11 protein-coding genes are annotated in these 19,437 nt (G+C 55.8%); 1 reads left to right on the forward strand and 10 read right to left on the reverse strand.

Features of this window, described 5'->3' with window-relative positions:
* Positions 1 to 77 precede the first annotated feature (77 nt).
* The 10 genes from NFS35_RS08560 to NFS35_RS08605 form a co-directional block, all read right to left on the reverse strand.
* On the reverse strand, positions 78 to 1,235 hold the full coding sequence (locus NFS35_RS08560) for a metallophosphoesterase family protein (RefSeq protein WP_251206715.1): 1,158 nt from the start codon (positions 1,233 to 1,235) through the stop codon (positions 78 to 80).
* Positions 1,236 to 1,390: 155 nt separating this feature from the next.
* Complete coding sequence (locus NFS35_RS08565; protein ID WP_251206716.1) at positions 1,391 to 1,939, reverse strand: GNAT family N-acetyltransferase; 549 nt, start codon at positions 1,937 to 1,939, stop codon at positions 1,391 to 1,393.
* Positions 1,940 to 2,026: 87 nt separating this feature from the next.
* Positions 2,027 to 4,339, reverse strand: a complete 2,313-nt coding sequence (locus NFS35_RS08570; protein WP_251206717.1) for a hydratase — start codon at positions 4,337 to 4,339, stop codon at positions 2,027 to 2,029.
* Between the two features lie 82 nt (positions 4,340 to 4,421).
* Positions 4,422 to 5,423 carry a metallophosphoesterase family protein gene (locus tag NFS35_RS08575; protein ID WP_251206718.1) on the reverse strand — a complete coding sequence of 334 codons (1,002 nt, stop codon included), beginning with the start codon at positions 5,421 to 5,423 and terminating at the stop codon, positions 4,422 to 4,424.
* Positions 5,424 to 5,438: 15 nt separating this feature from the next.
* Positions 5,439 to 7,940: a glycogen/starch/alpha-glucan phosphorylase gene (locus NFS35_RS08580; protein WP_275564673.1), complete on the reverse strand. Its 2,502-nt coding sequence runs from the start codon at positions 7,938 to 7,940 to the stop codon at positions 5,439 to 5,441.
* A gap of 291 nt (positions 7,941 to 8,231) precedes the next feature.
* Complete coding sequence (locus tag NFS35_RS08585; protein WP_251206719.1) at positions 8,232 to 9,287, reverse strand: GyrI-like domain-containing protein; 1,056 nt, start codon at positions 9,285 to 9,287, stop codon at positions 8,232 to 8,234.
* A 16-nt stretch (positions 9,288 to 9,303) separates the two neighbouring features.
* Positions 9,304 to 12,507, reverse strand: coding sequence for an isoleucine--tRNA ligase (gene ileS / locus NFS35_RS08590; protein WP_251206720.1), 3,204 nt, complete (start codon positions 12,505 to 12,507; stop codon positions 9,304 to 9,306).
* Between the two features lie 482 nt (positions 12,508 to 12,989).
* Complete coding sequence (locus tag NFS35_RS08595; RefSeq protein ID WP_251206721.1) at positions 12,990 to 16,772, reverse strand: hypothetical protein; 3,783 nt, start codon at positions 16,770 to 16,772, stop codon at positions 12,990 to 12,992.
* 103 nt (positions 16,773 to 16,875) lie between these two features.
* Positions 16,876 to 17,607: a hypothetical protein gene (locus NFS35_RS08600; RefSeq protein ID WP_251206722.1), complete on the reverse strand. Its 732-nt coding sequence runs from the start codon at positions 17,605 to 17,607 to the stop codon at positions 16,876 to 16,878.
* A gap of 12 nt (positions 17,608 to 17,619) precedes the next feature.
* Positions 17,620 to 17,949, reverse strand: coding sequence for a hypothetical protein (locus NFS35_RS08605; RefSeq protein WP_251206723.1), 330 nt, complete (start codon positions 17,947 to 17,949; stop codon positions 17,620 to 17,622).
* A gap of 32 nt (positions 17,950 to 17,981) precedes the next feature.
* Here NFS35_RS08605 and NFS35_RS08610 point away from each other — a divergent pair, with 32 nt between their 5' ends.
* On the forward strand, positions 17,982 to 19,436 hold the full coding sequence (locus NFS35_RS08610) for a nicotinate phosphoribosyltransferase (RefSeq protein ID WP_251206845.1): 1,455 nt from the start codon (positions 17,982 to 17,984) through the stop codon (positions 19,434 to 19,436).
* Position 19,437: the final 1 nt, after the last annotated feature.

Genomic DNA, 19,437 nt, shown 5'->3' on the forward strand with positions numbered 1-19,437 from the left:
AAATGAAACTCCCCGCAGTGCAAGAAGCATCGTTCTATCCCTGCTTCCTGCACCTATACGACCAGTCCCGGTTTTTATCATTTTTTATCTATATTCAGCACATCAAACAGCTTTCCCTCATAATCAATTGCCTGTAGCTCCAGCCGGTAAGGCGTGAGCGCAACCCGCACATAACCGGGCCGGTTGCCGACGCTCCGGGCCGAGAAACCATTCAGCCTGGCCGGAAACCAGTCGTCAAACTTCTCAAATCCCCCTACCAGAATATACCGCACACCCACCGGTGCGACTTTCCCTCCGGCAATCGGGTGGGAGCGGTCATACAGAATGGCATGGGAGTTAAAGACGATATCCACCCCATACCGCTCCAGAATCGGAGCCAGCACCTGCAAAGCCGGCACATCCACGTAGGATGAGGTATACGGCGGATAATGAAAAACGACAAATTTCCAGGGCTTATCGCAGCCCGCCAAGTCCTGTACCAGGAATCTGAACTGTTCCGATTCCCTGTAGTCCTCCGGCAATTTTGGCATGTAACTCACCAAATCCTCATAAGGGCATAAGTTAGGCGCGTCTAACACGCAGAAGTGGGCACAACCGTAATCAAAGGAATAGTAATGGGGCATGGCAAAATATTGACTGTAATAAGCATATATCTCCGGCTGCCGCCCATTCGCAATCTTGTCCCCCACCTCATGGTTCCCGATGCAGGGATAAAAAGGCGTGCTGCGCAGCAATGCGGCAAAAGGCCCGAAAATATAGGTATTCCAGGCCTCCTCCTGTGTTCCGTCGTTGACCATGTCCCCCACAGAAAGCAGGAAGTCAGGGTGCTCATATCCCATCAGCTCAATCAGAGGCCGGGCATAAATGCCATCAGGAGCGCTGCTGCCGCCATATTCCGCGGTCAGCACGAAACGGATTGCCGCATCCTCCTTTGGCGCCGTGCAGAAAGGGAAGCATTCCGTAAGGGCCGTCCCATCCTCCGACACCAGTTCATAGCAATAGTTCTTCCCGGCTTCTAACCCTGTGACCTGTACCCTGTGCATCCTGTCCGCCCCGCAGGAAAACTGCCCGCATGGCCGGCTGCGGTCAGGCTTCTGCCGGTTCGTGGCCTGATACACCCTGACATAGCCAGGCACGGACTCACTGGTCTCCCACATAATGGTGATGCCATCTTTCACCGGCAACTGCAGATAAGGTCCTTTCTTCAGACCGATTTCCTGATTCCCATGCTCCATAATCTTTCTCTCCTGTTCTGAGCACGGCTTTTTGTCTTCCTCTGCCTTTTTGGCCCCATGCCGTCCTCCGCCTGGCTTTCAGCTTATCATCCTTTTTTGAAATTTACAAGTTCATGAGCCATTCTATCCAGTCTGTGTTCACTCCCACGAAGGGTTCACAGCATCTTAACCATGATCACTTCGTCATGGTATGAGCCGTCTTTCAGCTTAAATGCCCTGGGCTGGATTCCATATTGCCGGAAACCGTATTTCTCATACAGGCGGATGGCCCGGGCGTTGTCCGCGAACGCCCCCAGCTCCATCTGCTCGAATCCGTTTTCCCGCGCCTGGTTCAGCGCGATTTCCACCAGGATGCTGCCAAGGCCCAGGTTGCAGTAGCGCTCCTGGATGGAAATGCCCATGTATGCCCTGTGGCGGTATTTCTGATGGCTGCGGACATAAGATACCCCCAGGTCCGCGATGACCCGCTCCTCCAGAAACGCCGTCACCATATAGCATTTGGGGCTCTCCGCGATTTCCGTCAGATTGGCCTGCATGACATTTATGTCCATATTGCACTCCTCGGGATACCTGGCCATGAAATCGGTTTCCGATGATGTAATCATCCGATGGATGCACAGAGACTCCGCATCTTCCGCTACCGCGCTCCTGATTGTCACCCGCTCTCCCGATGGGAATGTCATCTCCCTTGGCTTTATCAGCATTGTGTCCACCGCCTTTCCATGCTTACTATGCTTTCCACTTCCCGGTTTTAGAAGCTATTTGAGCCGCTGTCCGGGCCGCGCCTGTCCTTAATCCACCCGGTTGTAATTGATCAGGCAGCCTTTCAGGATAATCTGACGCTCCTCGTCGGTGAGCTCTCCCAGCCGCAGTTCAAAGGCCCTCAGCCCGTCTCTGCCCACCCGGCAGGCCACAATCGTCTCCGCCTTCTCCTCCACGGCCTTCCGGATGCCCGGGAGGAAGAGATAGTCCAGGTTCTGAAAGGGCAGCTCTCCCTCTTCGATCAGGAAGGGCAGCATGCCCCAGTTGATCAGGTTGGAGCGGTAACGCTTCGTCGCGTATTCATTGGCGATATTGGCCCAGCCCCCCAGCACCTTCTGGCAGGAGGCGGCCTGCTCCCTGGCGGAGCCGTCCCCGGGCTTCACGGCGAAGATGGTGGAGCCGAAGCCTGTGTTGGAGTGGTTGGCCTCCGGGTACTGCCCCTTGATCACGCCCATCAGCTCCTTCAGGATGGGCAGCTCCTGGCAGGGGTGCCCTCCGGCCATGCGGGCCTTCTCCGCCTTCTGGATTGCCTTGGCACGGCCCACATATTCCGGATCCTTGCGGCTTAAGGTGAACTCCGCCAGCCCCAGGGGATTGGAGCGGTAGGAGGAGGTCTCCCCGGAGGGAATCAGCTCGTCCGTGGTGGTGACAGGGTCGTGGATCTCGCTGACCACCTGTAGCAGGAGGTTCTCCGGCAGCGCCCCCATCTGGGGCCAGTCCTTGATGTTGGGCCCAAGCTGGATTTCCACGTCAGGGTCGGCCGCGCCCTTGGAATCGAAGACGCGGTTTGCGTATATTTTGCTGTCGAAATGATATTTGTATTTCCCGATCTCTCCGTCGAAGTCCGTGGCCGGGGTCAGCACGCCCTTGTTGGCCGCTGTGGCGGCGATGGAGCGGGCATCCATCAGGGCCACGGAGGAAATCTGGCCGTTCTGGAGCTTGCTTCCCTCCCTGTTGGGGAAGTTGCGGGTGGAGTGGCGGATGCTGAAGGCGTTGTTGGCCGGGGTATCCCCCGCGCCGAAGCAGGGGCCGCAGAAAGCGGTCTTCATGACGGCTCCGGTCTCCAGGATCGTCGCCGCACAGCCGTTCTTCACCAGTTCCATGTAGACAGGCATGGAGGCCGGGTACACGCTTAAGGTAAAGCTGTCGGAGCCGATGGAGCTGCCCTTCAGGATGTCCGCCGCGGCGCAGATGTTCTCGAAGCCGCCGCCTGCGCAGCCCGCGATGATGCCCTGCTCTACCATGAACTTCCCGTTCTTCACCTTGTCCTTTAAATGGAATTCCAGCGGCGAGCCGTCCGCGGCCTTTGCCCCGCCCAGGCTCACCAGCGCGCGTTTTTCCGTCTCCTCCAGGATGTCCGTGAGATTGGCGTTCAGCTCCTCTATGGTGTAGGTATTGCTGGGATGGAAGGGCATGGCAATCATGGGGCGCACCTTGGACAGGTCTACCTGAATCATGCCGTCATAATAAGCCACTTCGCCGGGAGCCAGCTTCCTGTAGTCGCCTTTGCGCCCGTGGATTTCATAGAAGTTCTCAATTTCCTCGTCTGTCTCCCAGATTGACGACAGGCACGTAGTCTCCGTGGTCATCACGTCGATGCCGATGCGGAAGTCCGCGCTCAAGGATGCCACGCCGGGGCCTACGAACTCCATGACCTTGTTCTTCACATAGCCGTTCCCGAACACGGCGCCGATGATGGCCAGGGCCACGTCCTGAGGGCCCACGCCCTTCACGGGCTCTCCCGTCAGGTACACGCCCACCACCTGGGGCCTGCCTATATCATAGGTCTGGTTCAGCAACTGCTTCACCAGCTCCGGCCCGCCCTCGCCCACTGCCATGGTGCCCAGAGCGCCGTAGCGGGTGTGGGAGTCGGAACCCAGAATCATCTGTCCGCCGCCGGAGAGCATCTCCCGGGCGTACTGGTGGATGACGGCCTGATGCGGGGGCACATAGACGCCGCCGTACTTCTTGGCACAGGAGAGGCCGAACATGTGGTCGTCCTCATTGATGGTGCCGCCTACGGCGCACAGGGAATTGTGGCAGTTGGTGAGCACGTAGGGCATGGGGAATCTCTCAAGCCCTGAGGCCCTGGCGGTCTGGATGATGCCCACGAAGGTGATGTCGTGGCTGGTGAGCTTGTCGAATCTGATCTTCAGCTTGTCCATGTCGCCGGAGGTATTGTGGCTCTCCAGGATTCCGTAACAAATCGTCTGTTTTGACGCTTCCTCCCTGGTGATATCCTTTCCGGTCCTGCCGCGAAGCGCCTGCTGCGCCTCGGGCGTATCGGCTATGATCTCCCTGCCGTTGAGGAGGTACGCGCCGCCTTGCATCAATTTTACCATATAGTCGGTTCCTTTCTTCGTTTTTACTTGATATGCTTTTTTAATAACCCCAGATACCAGAAAACCACATATGCCCCTCTCTTTATTCGCCGCCGGTGATATGAACCAGTATGGCATTCCCCTGGAACCCCGCTCCTCCTACCAGCTGCAGCACCTGTCTTTCTCCTTCTATGACATCCCTGTCATAAAAGTGGACATGTCCCGCCAGCACCAGCTCCACCGGGCTGTCCGCAGCCGTGGTCAGGCTCACGAACCGCTCCGAATCCTCATTGGGATAAATCCCGCCGTAATTACCCGCCCCAATCACTACAGGGCTGCTCCAGGCCTCCCTGGCCTTTTCCAGCACTGACTGGGTCATGAACGGCACATGGGCCAGGACGATCACCGGCCTGCCCTCTGCCAGAATCTCCTCATATGCCGGGAACACGCCAACCTCCACCTGGCCCGGGCTGTCGTCAATGCCCACCACCGTGAATTCTCCGAAATCCAGCGTATGAATCACCGTATTATCCTGCATGAACGGCTCCAGCAAAGGCAGATAGGCCTCCTTCCCCGCCTCCGTCATATACTCCCAGGGATAGGTCCAGTCGTGGTTGCCATTGACATACAGATAGGGCATGTCCAGCTGCCCCAGCTGCTCTTCCAGCCACCTGAGATTGGCTTCCGAGGGCGTGTCGATGATGTCTCCGCCCAGCAGGACGGCATCCACCCCGTTCTCATTGGCATACCGGACCCACTCCGGGAACTGCTCCGCTGACGGCACCCCTTCCTCATTGAAAAAGGTGGGATACCGGGCCTCCTCGTTGGCCTCCTCCTGCTCCGAAGCCCCCTGGCTTTGGACGATTGCATGGGTATCCGTCAAAAACAGCAGGGTATACTCCCCCTCGATTCCCTTCAGCCGGACAGTCTCCTCCGTGATATGCTTCTCCCAGGCTCCACCAGGCCCCGTCCCTTCCTTTTGGCCTCCCTCACCGGCATTGCCGCAGCCCGTGAGAGCGGCCAGGCCCAGCAGGCATATTACTGCAAAGGCGTGCCCGATCGCACGCCTTCGCAACATTTTATCCTTTTTATTCAAATAAGACACTTCTATTTCTCCAGTTTACAGGGTCACCTTGTCCAGATGCCAGATTTCATCCACATACTGCTGGATGGTCCTGTCGGAAGTGAACTTGCCGGAGCAGGCCACATTCAGGATGGCGCTCTTCGCCCAGCCCTCGCGGTCTCTGTAGGCTGCCTCCACCTGTCTTTGCGCCTCCGCATAGGGCTTGAAGTCCTTCAGGATGAAGTAGGTGTCCGCCCTGGAGGTGGACAGGGTGTTCAGCAGGGAATTGTACAGGGTGCGGAACAGCTCCTTGTCCTTGTCATAGGTTCCGTCAATCAGCTGGGTCAGCACCTTGTGGATGTCCTTGTCGCTGTTAAAGATCTGCATGGGATTGTAGCCGCCGTTGTTTTCGTAATTGATGACCTCATCGGAGGACAGGCCGAAGATGAACGCGTTCTCCTCTCCCACCTCTTCCACGATCTCCACATTTGCGCCGTCCATGGTGCCCAAAGTCAGGGCGCCGTTGAGCATGAACTTCATGTTGCCCGTGCCGGAGGCCTCCTTGCTGGCGGTGGAAATCTGCTCGGACACATCCGCCGCGGCAAAGATGATCTCCGCGTTGGACACATTGTAGTTCTCGATGAATACCACCTTGATTTTGCCGCCGATGGAAGCGTCGTTGTTCACCACTTCCGCCACCGCGTTGATCAGCTTGATGGTGAGCTTGGCGTTCTTATAGCCCGCCGCGGCCTTGGCCCCGAAGATGAATGTCCTGGGGAAGAACTCCATCTCCGGATGGGCCTTCAGCTCATTGTACAGATACATCACATGGAGGATGTTCATCAGCTGCCTCTTGTACTCATGGAGACGCTTTACCTGTACGTCGAAGATGGAGTTGGAATCCACTTCGATGCCGTTGTGCTCTTTGATATATTTCGCCAGGCGCAGCTTGTTCTGGTACTTGATTTCCATGAACTCCTTCTGAGCCTTCTTGTCCTCCGCCAGGGCCTTGATGCCCGCGATCTGGGGCAGATCCGTAATCCAGCCGTCGCCCACCTTGGAGGTGACCCAATCGGCCAGCAGGGGATTGCCGTGGAGCAGGAAACGGCGCTGGGTGATGCCGTTGGTCTTGTTGTTGAAGCGCTCCGGGAACATCTCGTAGAAATCCTTCAGCTCCTGGTGCTTCAGAATCTCCGTGTGGAGCCTGGCCACGCCGTTGACAGAGTATCCGGCCACGATAGCCATATGGGCCATCTTCACCTGTCCATCGTAGAGGATGGCCATCTTGCGGATTTTCTCCTGTACGTCCACGCCATGGACGCCTCTGTATTTCTCCTCAATCTGACGGATGAACCTGCGGTTGATCTCGTCCACAATCTGGTATACCCTGGGAAGCAGCCTGGAGAACAGGTCGATGGGCCATTTCTCCAATGCCTCCGCCATGATGGTGTGATTGGTGTAGGCGCAGGTCTTGGTGGTGACTTCCCAGGCCTCGTCCCAGGTCAGATCATAGTCGTCCAGAAGGATGCGCATCAGCTCCGGGATGGCCACCGTAGGATGGGTATCGTTGAGCTGGAAGGTCACTTTCTCATGGAAGCGGCGGATATCGCTGTGCTTCCGCATATATTTGTCCACTGCTTCCTGGACGGAGGCGGAAATGAAGAAATACTGCTGCTTTAAGCGCAGCTCCTTGCCCGCGTAGTGGTTGTCGTTGGGGTAGAGGACATTCACCAGGTTCCTGGCCAGGTTCTCCTGCTCTACTGCCTTGCTGTAGTCGCCCTTGTCGAAGGAATCCAGCTGGAAGCCGCCCATGGACTCCGCATCCCACACCCGCAGGGTATTGACGATGCCGTTGCCGTATCCCACGATGGGCATGTCATAGGGGATAGCCTTAACTACCTGGTAGTCTTCCTGCACGTACCGGTTCTTTCCGTTCTCATCGGTGCGCATGGTGACATAGCCGCCGAATTTCACTTCCTTGGCGTACTCCGGCCTGCGCAGCTCGAAAGGATTGCCCTCGGCCAGCCAGTCGTCCGGAATCTCTATCTGAAAACCGTTCTCAATCTTCTGCTTGAACAGACCGTAGCGGTAGCGGATGCCGCAGCCGTAGGCGGGATATCCCAAAGTGGCCAGGGAATCCAGGAAGCATGCGGCCAGACGGCCCAGGCCTCCGTTGCCCAGCGCCGCGTCCGGCTCCTGGTCCTCCAGCACATTGATGTCCACGCCCAGCTCTTCCAGCACCTCCTTGGCGCCTTCATAGGCCTGCAGATTCACCATGTTGTTGCCGAAAGCACGTCCCATCAGGAATTCCATGGACATATAGTATACCATCTTGGGGTCTTCTTTGTCATAGGCTTTCTGGGTATTCATCCAGTTGCCGATGACCCTGTCCTTGATAGAGTAGGCTGCCGCCTGGAAAATCTGCTGGGGCGTGGCCTCCTCCAGAGTCTTACGGTACATATTCATGACATTATACAGGACACTTCTCTTAAAAAGCTCTTTGTCAAATGTGGACTTTTTTTCCGACGCTTCCTGTGTGCCTGCCTGCTTTTCCGCCACAGCAGCATCTGTCGTGTTCTTGTTCTTCACGGTCTTCTCCTTTCTTTCTCCCTCTATATTAAAACCAAATATCAATGCATCGGCTTTACAGCCCGACTGCCTTTTATTATACCAAAATTCACCAGCCATTCCAACTGCTTTTTGCACAAATTTAGAGAACAAATTTCCGAAACCGCATGATGGCATTCCCACAAAAGGCTTATACTTTTTTGAAACGGCCTAGTCTCTCCTATTCATTTTACACAGAAAATTCCTTAAAATATTGGATGCTCTTCGCCTGGGGCGGGGTGTTTACATCTGCCCGCGGGGGCGCACCGGTACGAACACAGAAGCGCAGTTCCCCTGCCGGAACCGGGCGACCACTTTCCGGGCGGAGTCGAATTCATATTCCGGATGGGCCTTGAAATACAGGCAGTCCATATGCCCGAAAGCCGCCTCATAAGGAATGGAAGGATTGTCTCCATTGAACTCCTTCTGCGTGATGTGGACATACTCCCCGCCAGGAAGCGTAATCTTCTCCACACAATCCGGCAGCCCCTCAAAGAAGCTGACGCGGCAGCCAAAGCAGCTCATATAGCTGTCCCCATGGTCAACCGGAAAGCCATAATAGTCGCTGTCATGATAAAACCTGGCTGCCTCCGAGGCGAATACCTGTCCCTGAACCTGGAAGAAGTCGAAGATGCAGCCGTCTTCCTCATCGCCGTGAGGCCGCGTACAGCAAGCAATCTTCATGGGCGGCAGCAGCACAGGCATGCATTCCAGGGACGCGAACCGATCCGCTTCCCCTGCCGCTTTGCGGACAGGCTCGTATTTGGTCAGCAGATTTCCCCTTTCGTCCCAAGTATTCATGGGACAGGCTCCGGCATCATACACATACCCCGTCTCCTGCCGAAAGCTGCCGATAAAGTATTCATCCGCAGCCATCCGTTCCTCGTATCCTCTGCGGCCCGGCTGCTTCTGTTCATTGATTTCCATCTTCGCATAGCGGCAGGCAGGAAGAACCAGCTCTGCCGTATGCTCCGGCAGGAACAGGGGCAATTCCTTCCCGCCATCCACAGGGATTCCTATGACTACATGATAATTGCCGTCCCGTTTTACCTGATGCCGTGTGCTGACAATCTCCGTGTCCGCCAGGGCGACTCCAAGAGTTTTCGCCAGGAAGGAAATCGTCCCATCCATGATATACTTCTTTGCAATGTCATAGTCATTCAGCTGCCTGCCAAGATAGCTCCGGCTCTCGAAATTCACCGGCACTTCGATTCCCACAAGCCGCATTGACGGCCTGTCCACGATGCTGCAGCATTCATGGATTTTTTCTACTTGTGACTCCTCTGTCCGAAGCGTCATCTCATTCCTCTCCTATTCACACTTTCTCCACAGCGATGGTGACCTTCTCGCCGTTCACGTTCCATTCCTTCGCCACGGCGAAGTCGGCTCCGGATGTCAGCTCCTCGGCCAGCACCTTTCCGGAGATGGAGTCCTTGTTGCGGGCGGCGATGGCGCTGAGTTTCCCGTTTCTGTTGACGGACACTTTGATGTGGTCCATGACTTCGAAGCCTGCGTCCTTGCGCATGGTCTGAATCTTGCTGATCAGCTCGTAGACGAAGCCCTCCTCGATCAGCTCTTCCGTCAGGTTGGTGTCCAGCACTACGGTCATCTTCCCGTTCTCCTGGGACACGTAGCCCGGCTTCTGGGTCATATCGATTAACAGGTCATCTTTTGTCAGTTCCACGTTTACCCCGTTCACCTCGAAGCTAAGCTTTCCTTCTTTGTTCAGCTCGTCCATGGCGGCGTTGCCGTCCAGGGCGGCCAGGGTCTTCTGGATGCCGCCCAGCTGCTTGCCGTACTTGGGGCCTACCGTGCGCAGCTGGGGCTTGAAGGTGTAGGTGGTGTAGTCCCGCACGTCTTCGGTGTAGACTACTTCCTTTACGTTCAGCTCGTCCTGGATGATGGTGGTGTAGAAGCTGTCCAGGCCCACGGTTCCCTTAGCGGAGTCTGCTGCGGCTGCGGAGCCGTTCTGTCCGCCGGCTCCCATCTTCACGTACATCCTGGCGATGGGCTGGCGGTTCTTGATTGCGGCGGCATTCCGGCAGGCGCGGCCCAATACCACGGCCTCCAGCACCTCCTCCATGTCCGCCTCCAGCTTCTTGTCGATGAAACGTTCTTCCGCAGTCGGGAAATCGCACAGATGGACGCTCTCCGGCGCGGAAGCGTCGCAGGAGCACACCAGGTTCCGGTAGATTTCCTCTGTCATGAAGGGAATCATCGGGGCGGCGGCCTTGCACACTGTCACCAGCGCCGTGTGCAGGGTCATGTAGGCGTTGATTTTGTCCTGTTCCATGCCTTTTGCCCAGAAGCGCTCACGGCTGCGGCGCACGTACCAGTTGCTCATCTCCTCCACGAAGTCCTGCAGCGCCTTGGCGGCCTCGGGGATGCGGTATTTGTCCAGATCCGCGTCCACCTGTCCCACCACGGTGTTCAGCCTGGACAGAAGCCACTTGTCCATCACGGGCAGTTTTTCGTATTCCAATGTATATTTTGACGCATCGAACCCGTCGATGTTGGCGTACAGCACGAAGAAAGTATAGGTGTTCCAGAGCTTATCCAGGAACTTGTGCTGTCCCTCCAGCACGGTCTTGCCGGAGAAGCGCTTGGGCAGCCAGGGGGCGGCGCTGGTGTAGAAGTACCACCGGATGGCGTCCGCGCCGTACTGGGCCAGGGCCTCGAAAGGATCCACCACGTTGCCCTTGGACTTGCTCATCTTCTGGCCGTCCTCGTCCGCCACCAGCCCCAGCACGATGACATTCTCGTAAGGGGCCTTGTTGAAGAGCAGGGTGGACTCCGCTAACAGGGAGTAGAACCATCCTCTGGTCTGGTCCACGGCCTCGGAGATGAAGTTCGCCGGGAACTGCTGCTCGAACAAGTCTTTGTTCTCAAAAGGATAGTGGTGCTGGGCAAAGGGCATGGCCCCGGAGTCGAACCAGCAGTCGATCACCTCCGGCACACGCTTCATGGTCTTGCCGCATTTGGGGCAGGGGAAGGTCACTTCATCGATGTAGGGGCGGTGCAGCTCCACTGTCCTGGCTTTCTCGTCCCCGGTCAAAGTCACAAGTTCTTCCCTGCTGCCCACGGATTCCGTGTGGCCGCACTGGCACTCCCAGATGTTCAGGGGCGTGCCCCAGTAGCGGTTCCTGGAGATGCCCCAGTCCTGGATGTTCTCCAGCCAGTTGCCGAAACGCCCCTCGCCGATGGTGGGCGGAATCCAGTTGATGGTCTTGTTGTTGCGCACCAGGTCGTCCTTCACCGCAGTCATCTTGATGAACCAGGACTCTCTGGCGTAATAGATCAGGGGCGTGTCGCAGCGCCAGCAGAAAGGGTAATCGTGCTCGAATTTCGGCGCGGAGAACAGTTTCCCCTCCTTGTCCAGATCCCGGATGATATCCGGATCCGCGTCCTTGACGAATTTCCCGGCATAGGGGGTCTCTGCGGTCATATGGCCTTTGCCGTCCACGAACTGCACCAAAGGCAGGCCGTATTTTCTGCCTACATTTGCGTCGTCTTCACCGAAAGCGGGAGCGATGTGCACGATGCCGGTACCGTCGGACATTGTGACATAGGTGTCACATGTCACGTAGTGGGCCTTCTTGTTCTGCCGGGAAGCCTCCTCCCCCGCGCAGGCGAACAGCGGCTCGTACTCCTTGTATTCCAGGTCGGTTCCCTTGCAGGTCTCCAGAACCTCGTAGGCTTCCTTCCCCTCTTCCGCCAGGCTGCCCAGGACGGTGTCCAGCAGGGCCTGGGCCATGTAATAGGTGTAGCCGTCCGCGGCTTTTACCTTTACATAGGTCTCGTCCGGGTTCACACACAGAGCCACGTTGGAGGGCAATGTCCACGGGGTCGTAGTCCATGCCAGGAAAAAGGCATCCTCGCCCACGCACTTGAACCTGGCTATGGCGGAGCGCTCTTTCACCGCCTTGTAGCCCTGGGCCACCTCGTGGCTGGACAGAGGAGTGCCGCAGCGGGGGCAGTAGGGCACGATTTTGAAGCCCTTGTACAGGAGCCCTTTGTCCCAGATGGTCTTCAGGGCCCACCACTCGGACTCGATGTAGTCGTCATGGTAGGTCACGTAAGGGTCGTCCATGTCCGCCCAGAAACCTACGGAGCCGGAGAATTCCTCCCACATGCCCTTGTATTTCCAGACGCTCTCCTTGCACTTGTCGATGAAAGGAGCCAGGCCGTACTCCTCAATCTGCTCCTTGCCGTCCAGCCCTAAGAGTTTCTCCACCTCCAGTTCCACGGGCAGGCCGTGGGTGTCCCAGCCGGCTTTCCGGGGCACCATGCAGCCTTTCATGGTGCGGTATCTGGGGATCATGTCCTTGATGGTGCGGGTCTCCACATGGCCGATGTGGGGCTTGCCGTTGGCCGTGGGCGGGCCGTCGTAGAAGGTGTAGACCGGGCCTTCCCTGCGGCTGTCGATGCTCTTCTGGAAAATCTGGTTCTCCCGCCAGAATTTCTCTACTTCTTTTTCACGTTCTACCGTGCTTACGTTTGCTGAAACCTGTTTGTACATTGTCGCGCTTCCTTTCCTGTTTCTCCTGATTTTCCTGATTCTGGATTTTGGTGGTCGCCCTGGCGGGGCTTTTCTTTGACTGTTTTCATACAAAAAGGCTCCGTCCCGTAATAGGACGAAGCCTGCGCATTCGTTTCACCACCTGTTACACCGCACTTTCCTGCATGGAAGCCCACGCGGAAGTCATGCGTCTCCCTTCTAACGGCGGGATGCCGTCCGCGGCTACTGGGGGCGCGCCTGCGCCATCCTTTTGTCCCGGCTGCTCGGAAGTGATTTTCGCTGTCCCTCTACTGGCGCCGGTCTCACACCCTCACCGGCTCGCTGGGGCTTTCCCGGAACAGTTACTCTCTTCGTCATGGCATTTGCTGTCTGTCTTTTGGTTCTTGCTTTAGCTATTATAGCCAAGGCTTTTTTATTTGTCAAGGGCTTGCCCCGTTTTCCCGCTCACAGCACGGCGGGCAGCGGCATGCATGCATGCCCTCTCAGTCAAAAAGGCATTTCCGGATTTCGTTCTCCGAGATGTCCTCCGCGTCCTTCGCTACTGCGTATTCCACCACATCCGGCTCTACAGTCCGTATGAAAAGGGAGGCTCCCTCTGTCACATCAATGCTGATCTCCTTATAAGGGACATCCGCGACGGGCAGCTGTTCCATCTTGGAGTCCGCCATGGGATTGTTGGTGTAGTAGACGCGCACCACGCTCTTTGACGCCTTCTGGAACGGAACCCATTTCTTATATGCAATCTCCGCGGGAGAGAATCTGCAGTCAAAGCAGTGCCTGTGGTCTCTGCCCAGATAGTAGTGGAAACGGGACTGCTGCAGGGCGTCGGTTTCATGGTTCTTGATTATCTTAATGGAACTTCCGTCCCTGCTCTTCAACAGGCCGTATGCCACGCCGGTCTTGGCGTTCGGCACATATCCGCCGCCTCTTTCGTTTTCTCCGGTCAGGGGATCGATCAGCACGAAAGATACATTTCCCATCCCCTCGGACATCTTCTTGGATTTGGAGTAATATTCCTCTATCTTCCTCTGGAACAGTTCCCTTACGAAGACGGACTTGCTGGCATTCCCTGCCAGGAAAATATAAATGATATCATCCTCCGCCGTGACATCCTCTCTGTTCTGGAATACTTTGATCATGCACTGGAAAAAGCTGTCTATCCCCTTCTGTATCCGGTTCTTCAGTATCTCCATCAGCTCCTGGCTGGAAAACTCCAGGACGCACTGGGGCACCGGCTCGCCGTCCATATTGTACAGGGAAACTACCATCCCCTCTTTGTCCACCTCATTCTGGGAATCGCCCTCCAGCTGATACTTCTTCCTCCATCCCTGCTCCTGGTGCCACAGGGGGCGAAGCTCTTCCTTCAGAATCGCCATGTTTCTCCTGGCAATCTGGGAATTAATCAGCAGCGTCTCGCTTCCCGCAAAGCCTTTCTCCCCCAGAGGCAGCGTTAAGGTAATTTTCTTCTCACGGAGCATGTCCAGGTTCCTCTGATAGACCTGGTATGCTATCAGCTCCAGTATGTTCTCACCTCCCAGCGTCACATCGGAGTCCGCCCCGAAGCATTCCAGTACGTAGTCATACGCCTCTTCTTCGTACTCTTCCTCCGTGGCTCCCCGGCAGATGCCGAAGTCAAAGTCCGTGGTGCCTCCGCCGAAGTCGAAGATTCCGTACATCCTCCGCTGTGTCTCGTCCTCAGGCTCCAGATTGCTCTGTTCCAGTGCCGTGACGGCATATGCCGCCGGTTCGCTGATGCCCAGCTCCACTTTGAACTGCTCCATGCACTCCCTGTCGTTTATGACACTGGAGGGCAGCGACTTCTTGATGCCTTCATAAAAGCTCTCGGCGATGAAATCCCTTGTCTCCTTCGCATACCCCACAGGAAAGGTCATCAGGTATTTCAAATAGATGCCATTGCGCATATTGTTGATGGCAAGACCGATATAGTAGGCGTAGAGCTCAATGGGGTTGACTACGCATGCGGCTTCTTCTATTTTCGCGCCCAGGGTGTACTCCGCTTTCTGCTTGTCCTTGACGACCACATTTCCTTTTTCGCGGTTTGCCCACTGCTTCAGTTCCCTGAAATACGCACAGAAGTCCTCCGGTTTGCAGTTCCGGAAATCCTCGTACGCATCGTAGGAGACGAGGACATCGTTGCAGGAAGTATGGGGCCTTCCGGCTTCTTTCTGATAGTCCTCCAGGAATTTCTCCACATTTATGAATTCAATGATGGAAGGATTTTCAAAATCCTCCTCTTTCACTTCGCTGCTGAGATTTCCCGTACCGATGCGAAGCGGGACAATCCGGTTGGTGGCGTCCTGCCGAACCACTACGGTGCTCTTGGTCCCAAAGTCGATGCCTATGACGCCCTCCCTGATATCCAGCCTCGGATCCCTGGGTATCAGTTCCTGCCCGCTGTCATCGCAATACTTTTCCCCTTCCTGGACTAATTCCCAATGCCCCCTTATGATATCATACAATATGTCCTTATCATAGGGCTCCAAACGACATCTGTTCTTATCGCAATCCAGCAACTGCTGTATTTCGTCCTGTCCCCGCACAATCCCCATTTCCTCTACTCTCCCACTTTGTTCTGTCTGTCTCTCCGATTCCTGGCCGTCCTGCCCTTCGGTGGTTTCTTCCCTGCCGGGAACGCTCTGTTCCTCAGAGCATTCCGGCTCTGCGGGATTGACTCCCTTTTCCTCTTCTGTGGCTGCGGGTTTCTTCCGATCCGTCCGGGGTGCCTCCGCTGGCTCTTCCAGGATACCCGACTCTGCAGCGGCTTCCGGATTCTCAGCTATCCCTGGCTCCGCAGCGATTTCCGGGCTCACAGGAATCCCTGGTTCCTTCTGCTTTTCCGACTTCAGCCCAGCGACTTCCCTGGACTCAACAATCGATTCGGATACCGCTTTATCCTCTCCGAAGCCTTTCCTTTGCGCTTGTCCTGCGGCTTCCCCTTGGGATTTCGGCATTGCCGCCCCCGGCTCCTCCTTTTGGGATTCTGTCCCCATGGAAATCTCAGCCTCTACAGCTTTCGACTCCTCTCGGGCTTTGGCTTCTGCAAAGGACTGCGGCACTGCTGACTTCGGCTCTTCTCGGGATTCCGACTCCACAGCAGACTCCGACTCTACGGCTTTCGGCTCCTCCCGAGCTTCGACTTCTGCAAAGGACTGCAACGCTGCTGACTTCGGCTCCTCTCGGGATTCCGGCCCCATAGCAGGCCCTGGCTCTGCTGCTTTTGACTCCTCCCGGGCTTTGGCTTCTGCAGAAAGCTGCGGCACTGCTGACTTCGGCTCCTCTCGGGATTCCGGCTCCACAGCAGGCCTCGTTTCCGCTGACTTCAGCTCCTCTCGAGATTCCGTCTCCTCCCGAACTTCGGCCTCTGCCATTGCCGGCTCCAGCTCCTCCCGGGACTCCGGCTCCGCAGCAGACCCCGGCACTGCCGCCTCTGCAGATTCCGGCTGCGCTTTCTCCTCCGGCTTCAGGGCGGTGCCATCCCTCAGCTTTGCTTCTGCCGCTCCGGCCATATTCTTATCCGCCGAGGCCGCCTCACTAACCGCCCCCGCGGATTCCGGTACCGTCCCGCTTTCCGTCTTCTCCCCTTGCAGGACGTAATCCGTAAAATCAATGTCATTAAAATTATCTCTCAAAAACTGTATTGTATTCCAGCATTCCTTGATATTGCACAATACAGCCGGAACCACGCCAATCCTCGCCCAGAGATAGATATCGTAACGCCATGAATCGCTTTTCTGGTCTTTATGTACTCTCCCGCTGTATGCATTCTCGACATGACAGATCTGCAGGACTGTCGCCTTCTCATTATTCTGCAGAAAACGTATGCCCCTGCATTTTCCGTCATATACCTTTCCGCCCTTTAAGAAAATAGTTGCGGTCTGGCAGATTTCGCTCAGGTTGTGCTTGCCGGAAACCTTCGGCAGATTCAGGCCGGCCAGGTTCGGCAGAATCTGCTGCGCTTCCAGGTCATCCAGATAATCCCAGTCCAGATTTCCTGTCTTCAGGCGGATTACGCCTTTCTCCGGCTTTCCATCCGTGCCGAACGCATGTTCCAGATACCCCTGTTCCACCGGAACAAAAATACCTGTTCCCCTGTGGTAATACCATGTCCCCTCCAGGCTCACCAGCCGGATGAATCCATTGGTCCAGACTTTCGGCGATTGAAATATTTTCTGTGCGATAGTTTCCAGTTGACGGCATCTTTCACATATTCCGGGTCTTTCCGCAATGCTCCATTTGTTGCCCATAATTTATATCCATACTCCTTTCTCAGTCAGTAAAAATCCATTCCTCGCACAAAAACACAGGCCTCCCCCACCGGGCGCACAGCAGCTGCCCTCGGATTCCGCCCTATTGTACCACCACTATAGGCTTTATGGCATCGTCCTCTGTACTATAGCCATTCAAAAGAACCGCCATGACCACTCCGTTCACTACGCTTTCCGATGTCTTGATCCACTGTCTCGAATCAAATTCCTCGCCTATAGGCACTTCGATTCTATCATAACGCTCTTTTCTGATATTGGTCATATTATAAACGCTGATGCAAAAATCAAAATATTCCGACAGCACCCGGATGTTCTCCGGTTTTCTGTCCGAATTCATGATTTCGTCCCTGATGAAATTCCACAGCTGCCTGATTCCGTTCTTATCCTTTCCCAAAGCCACAAAGGACTTCACGTCCCATGAGCCGCACAGGTTCTTCAGGTACAATCTCTGGCTCTCGTCCAATCCTGAGATTCCATTCCAGATTTCTTTTATATCTTCCAGCGGCGCGAAGTCCTTTTCCCGGCCGCGGAGCATGCGGTACGCTTCTTCCCTGGAGGCGCGGGCTTCCCTGTTTTCTTCCATCAGCCTGCGGCACTCTTCGCGCAGCTTCCCGCATTCGGTCTGCGCTTCCTCCAGTTGGCGGTACAGAAGCCTTTTTTCTTCCTCCAGCACTTCGGCTATTTTCCGGAATTCCTCTTCCTGCTCCCTGTCCTTCCTCGCGATTTCCGCTATACTTTCCCGGATTTCCATATCTTTCAGCAGTTCGCACAGAATCTGCTTCAGACCGTTCTGTATCTCATCCATTCTTTCCATCCCCCGGTTTTCCTAACGTCCCGGCCGACTTGCAACCCTCTCTGGAACGAATCCTTTCCAGCGCGGCAAGATGCCGGATTCCACGGCTGCGAGACGGATTTTCGTGCACGGATGCATTGCATTCCATTTATTTTGTCCAAACCAAAATACTTTCTTATCATACCACATTTCCTCCAAATATTCAACAGCAAATCCGGGGGGCAACAGCTCAATCAGGTTAAACTTATAAACTGTCATGCAAAGCAACACCGTTTTGCCGCCAGAACTTCCCCTTGCAATTCCCGCCCAAATGCTATATGATGGGAAAAAATCGACACATACTGTGGGGCCATCTGCCGCCATGAGCCTTTCCCATGGCAGAAAGAGAGGAAACTTTGGACAGACAGAATCTTACATTAATGACAGACCTGTACGAGCTCACCATGATGCAGGGTTATTTCATGCACAAGGACCGCAATGAGACGGTCATCTTCGACGCTTTTTACCGCACCAATCCCTGCAGCGGCGGATACGCCATCTCCGCCGGCCTGGACCAGGTCATCCGGTACATCGAGGAGCTGCGGTTTAACCGGGAGGACATCGAATATCTGGCTTCCTTAGGGCTCTTCCGGGAGGATTTCCTGGAATACTTAAGCACATTCCGGTTCTCCGGCGATATCTACGCCATACCGGAGGGCACCGTCATGTTCCCCAGAGAGCCTGTCATCAAGGTGATAGCGCCTATCATGGAGGCCCAGCTGGTGGAGACCGCCATCCTGAACATTATCAACCACCAGAGCCTGATTGCCACCAAGGCGGCCAGGGTCTGCTATGCCGCCAAGGGGGACGGTATCATGGAATTCGGCCTGCGCAGGGCCCAGGGGCCGGACGCCGGCACGTACGGGGCCAGGGCTGCCATGATCGGCGGCTGCATCGGCACCAGCAACGTGCTCTGCGGCCAGCTCTTCGATGTGCCGGTCAAGGGCACCCACGCCCACAGCTGGATTATGAGCTTTCCGGACGAATATACCGCTTTCAAGACTTACGCGGACATGTACCCCACCGCCTGCATCCTGCTGGTGGATACTTATGATACTCTGAAATCCGGCGTCCCCAATGCCATACGTGTCTTTACGGAAATGCGGGAGGCGGGCGTTCCCTTAAGCTTCTACGGCATCCGCCTGGACAGCGGCGATCTGGCCTATCTGTCCAAACAGGCCAGGAAGATGCTGGACGGAGCCGGATTCCCCGATGCGGTCATCTCTGCCTCCAACGACCTGGACGAATACCTGATCGACAGCCTGAAAGCCCAGGGAGCCGCCATCACCTCCTGGGGCGTGGGCACCAACCTGATTACTTCTAAAGACAATCCCTCTTTCGGCGGCGTCTACAAGCTGGCGGCCATCCGGGGCGCGGACGGGCATTTCGTCCCCAAAATCAAATTATCGGAAAACAGTGAAAAGATTACCAATCCGGGAGACAAAAAGATATACCGCATCTATGAGAAAGATACCGGAAAAATCAAGGCCGATCTGATCTGCCTGGCTGAGGAGGAATACCGAGCGGAGGATGACCTGGTGCTCTTCGACTCCCTGGAACCCTGGAAGAAGACAAAGCTGGCAGGCGGCACCTATCGCCTGCGCCCCCTGATGGAGCAGATTTTCAGGAACGGCAAGTGCTGCTACACTTCGCCCAAGGTCATGGATATCAGAGCCTACTGCCAGCGGGAGCTGGACACTCTCTGGGAGGAGACCAAACGTCTGGTGAATCCCCACGAGGTATATGTGGACCTGTCCCAGAAGCTGTATGACACCAAAATCCGGCTTCTGGAGGAAATGAGCGGGAAATAAG

Origin of the sequence: Acetatifactor aquisgranensis, assembly GCF_943193215.1 — a bacterium.
GTDB classification, from domain to species: domain Bacteria; phylum Bacillota; class Clostridia; order Lachnospirales; family Lachnospiraceae; genus Acetatifactor; species Acetatifactor aquisgranensis.

Bases quoted from the DNA above. Each gene is read 5' to 3' on its own strand.
- NFS35_RS08565 (WP_251206716.1), bottom strand. From the start codon at position 1,939: ATGCTGATAAAGCCAAGGGAGATGACATTCCCATCGGGAGAGCGGGTG.
- NFS35_RS08560 (WP_251206715.1), bottom strand. From the start codon at position 1,235: ATGGAGCATGGGAATCAGGAAATCGGTCTGAAGAAAGGACCTTATCTG.
- ileS (WP_251206720.1), bottom strand. From the start codon at position 12,507: ATGTACAAACAGGTTTCAGCAAACGTAAGCACGGTAGAACGTGAAAAA.
- NFS35_RS08585 (WP_251206719.1), bottom strand. From the start codon at position 9,287: ATGACGCTTCGGACAGAGGAGTCACAAGTAGAAAAAATCCATGAATGC.
- NFS35_RS08600 (WP_251206722.1), bottom strand. From the start codon at position 17,607: ATGGAAAGAATGGATGAGATACAGAACGGTCTGAAGCAGATTCTGTGC.
- NFS35_RS08605 (WP_251206723.1), bottom strand. From the start codon at position 17,949: ATGGCGGCAGATGGCCCCACAGTATGTGTCGATTTTTTCCCATCATAT.
- NFS35_RS08570 (WP_251206717.1), bottom strand. From the start codon at position 4,339: ATGGTAAAATTGATGCAAGGCGGCGCGTACCTCCTCAACGGCAGGGAG.
- NFS35_RS08595 (WP_251206721.1), bottom strand. From the start codon at position 16,772: ATGGGCAACAAATGGAGCATTGCGGAAAGACCCGGAATATGTGAAAGA.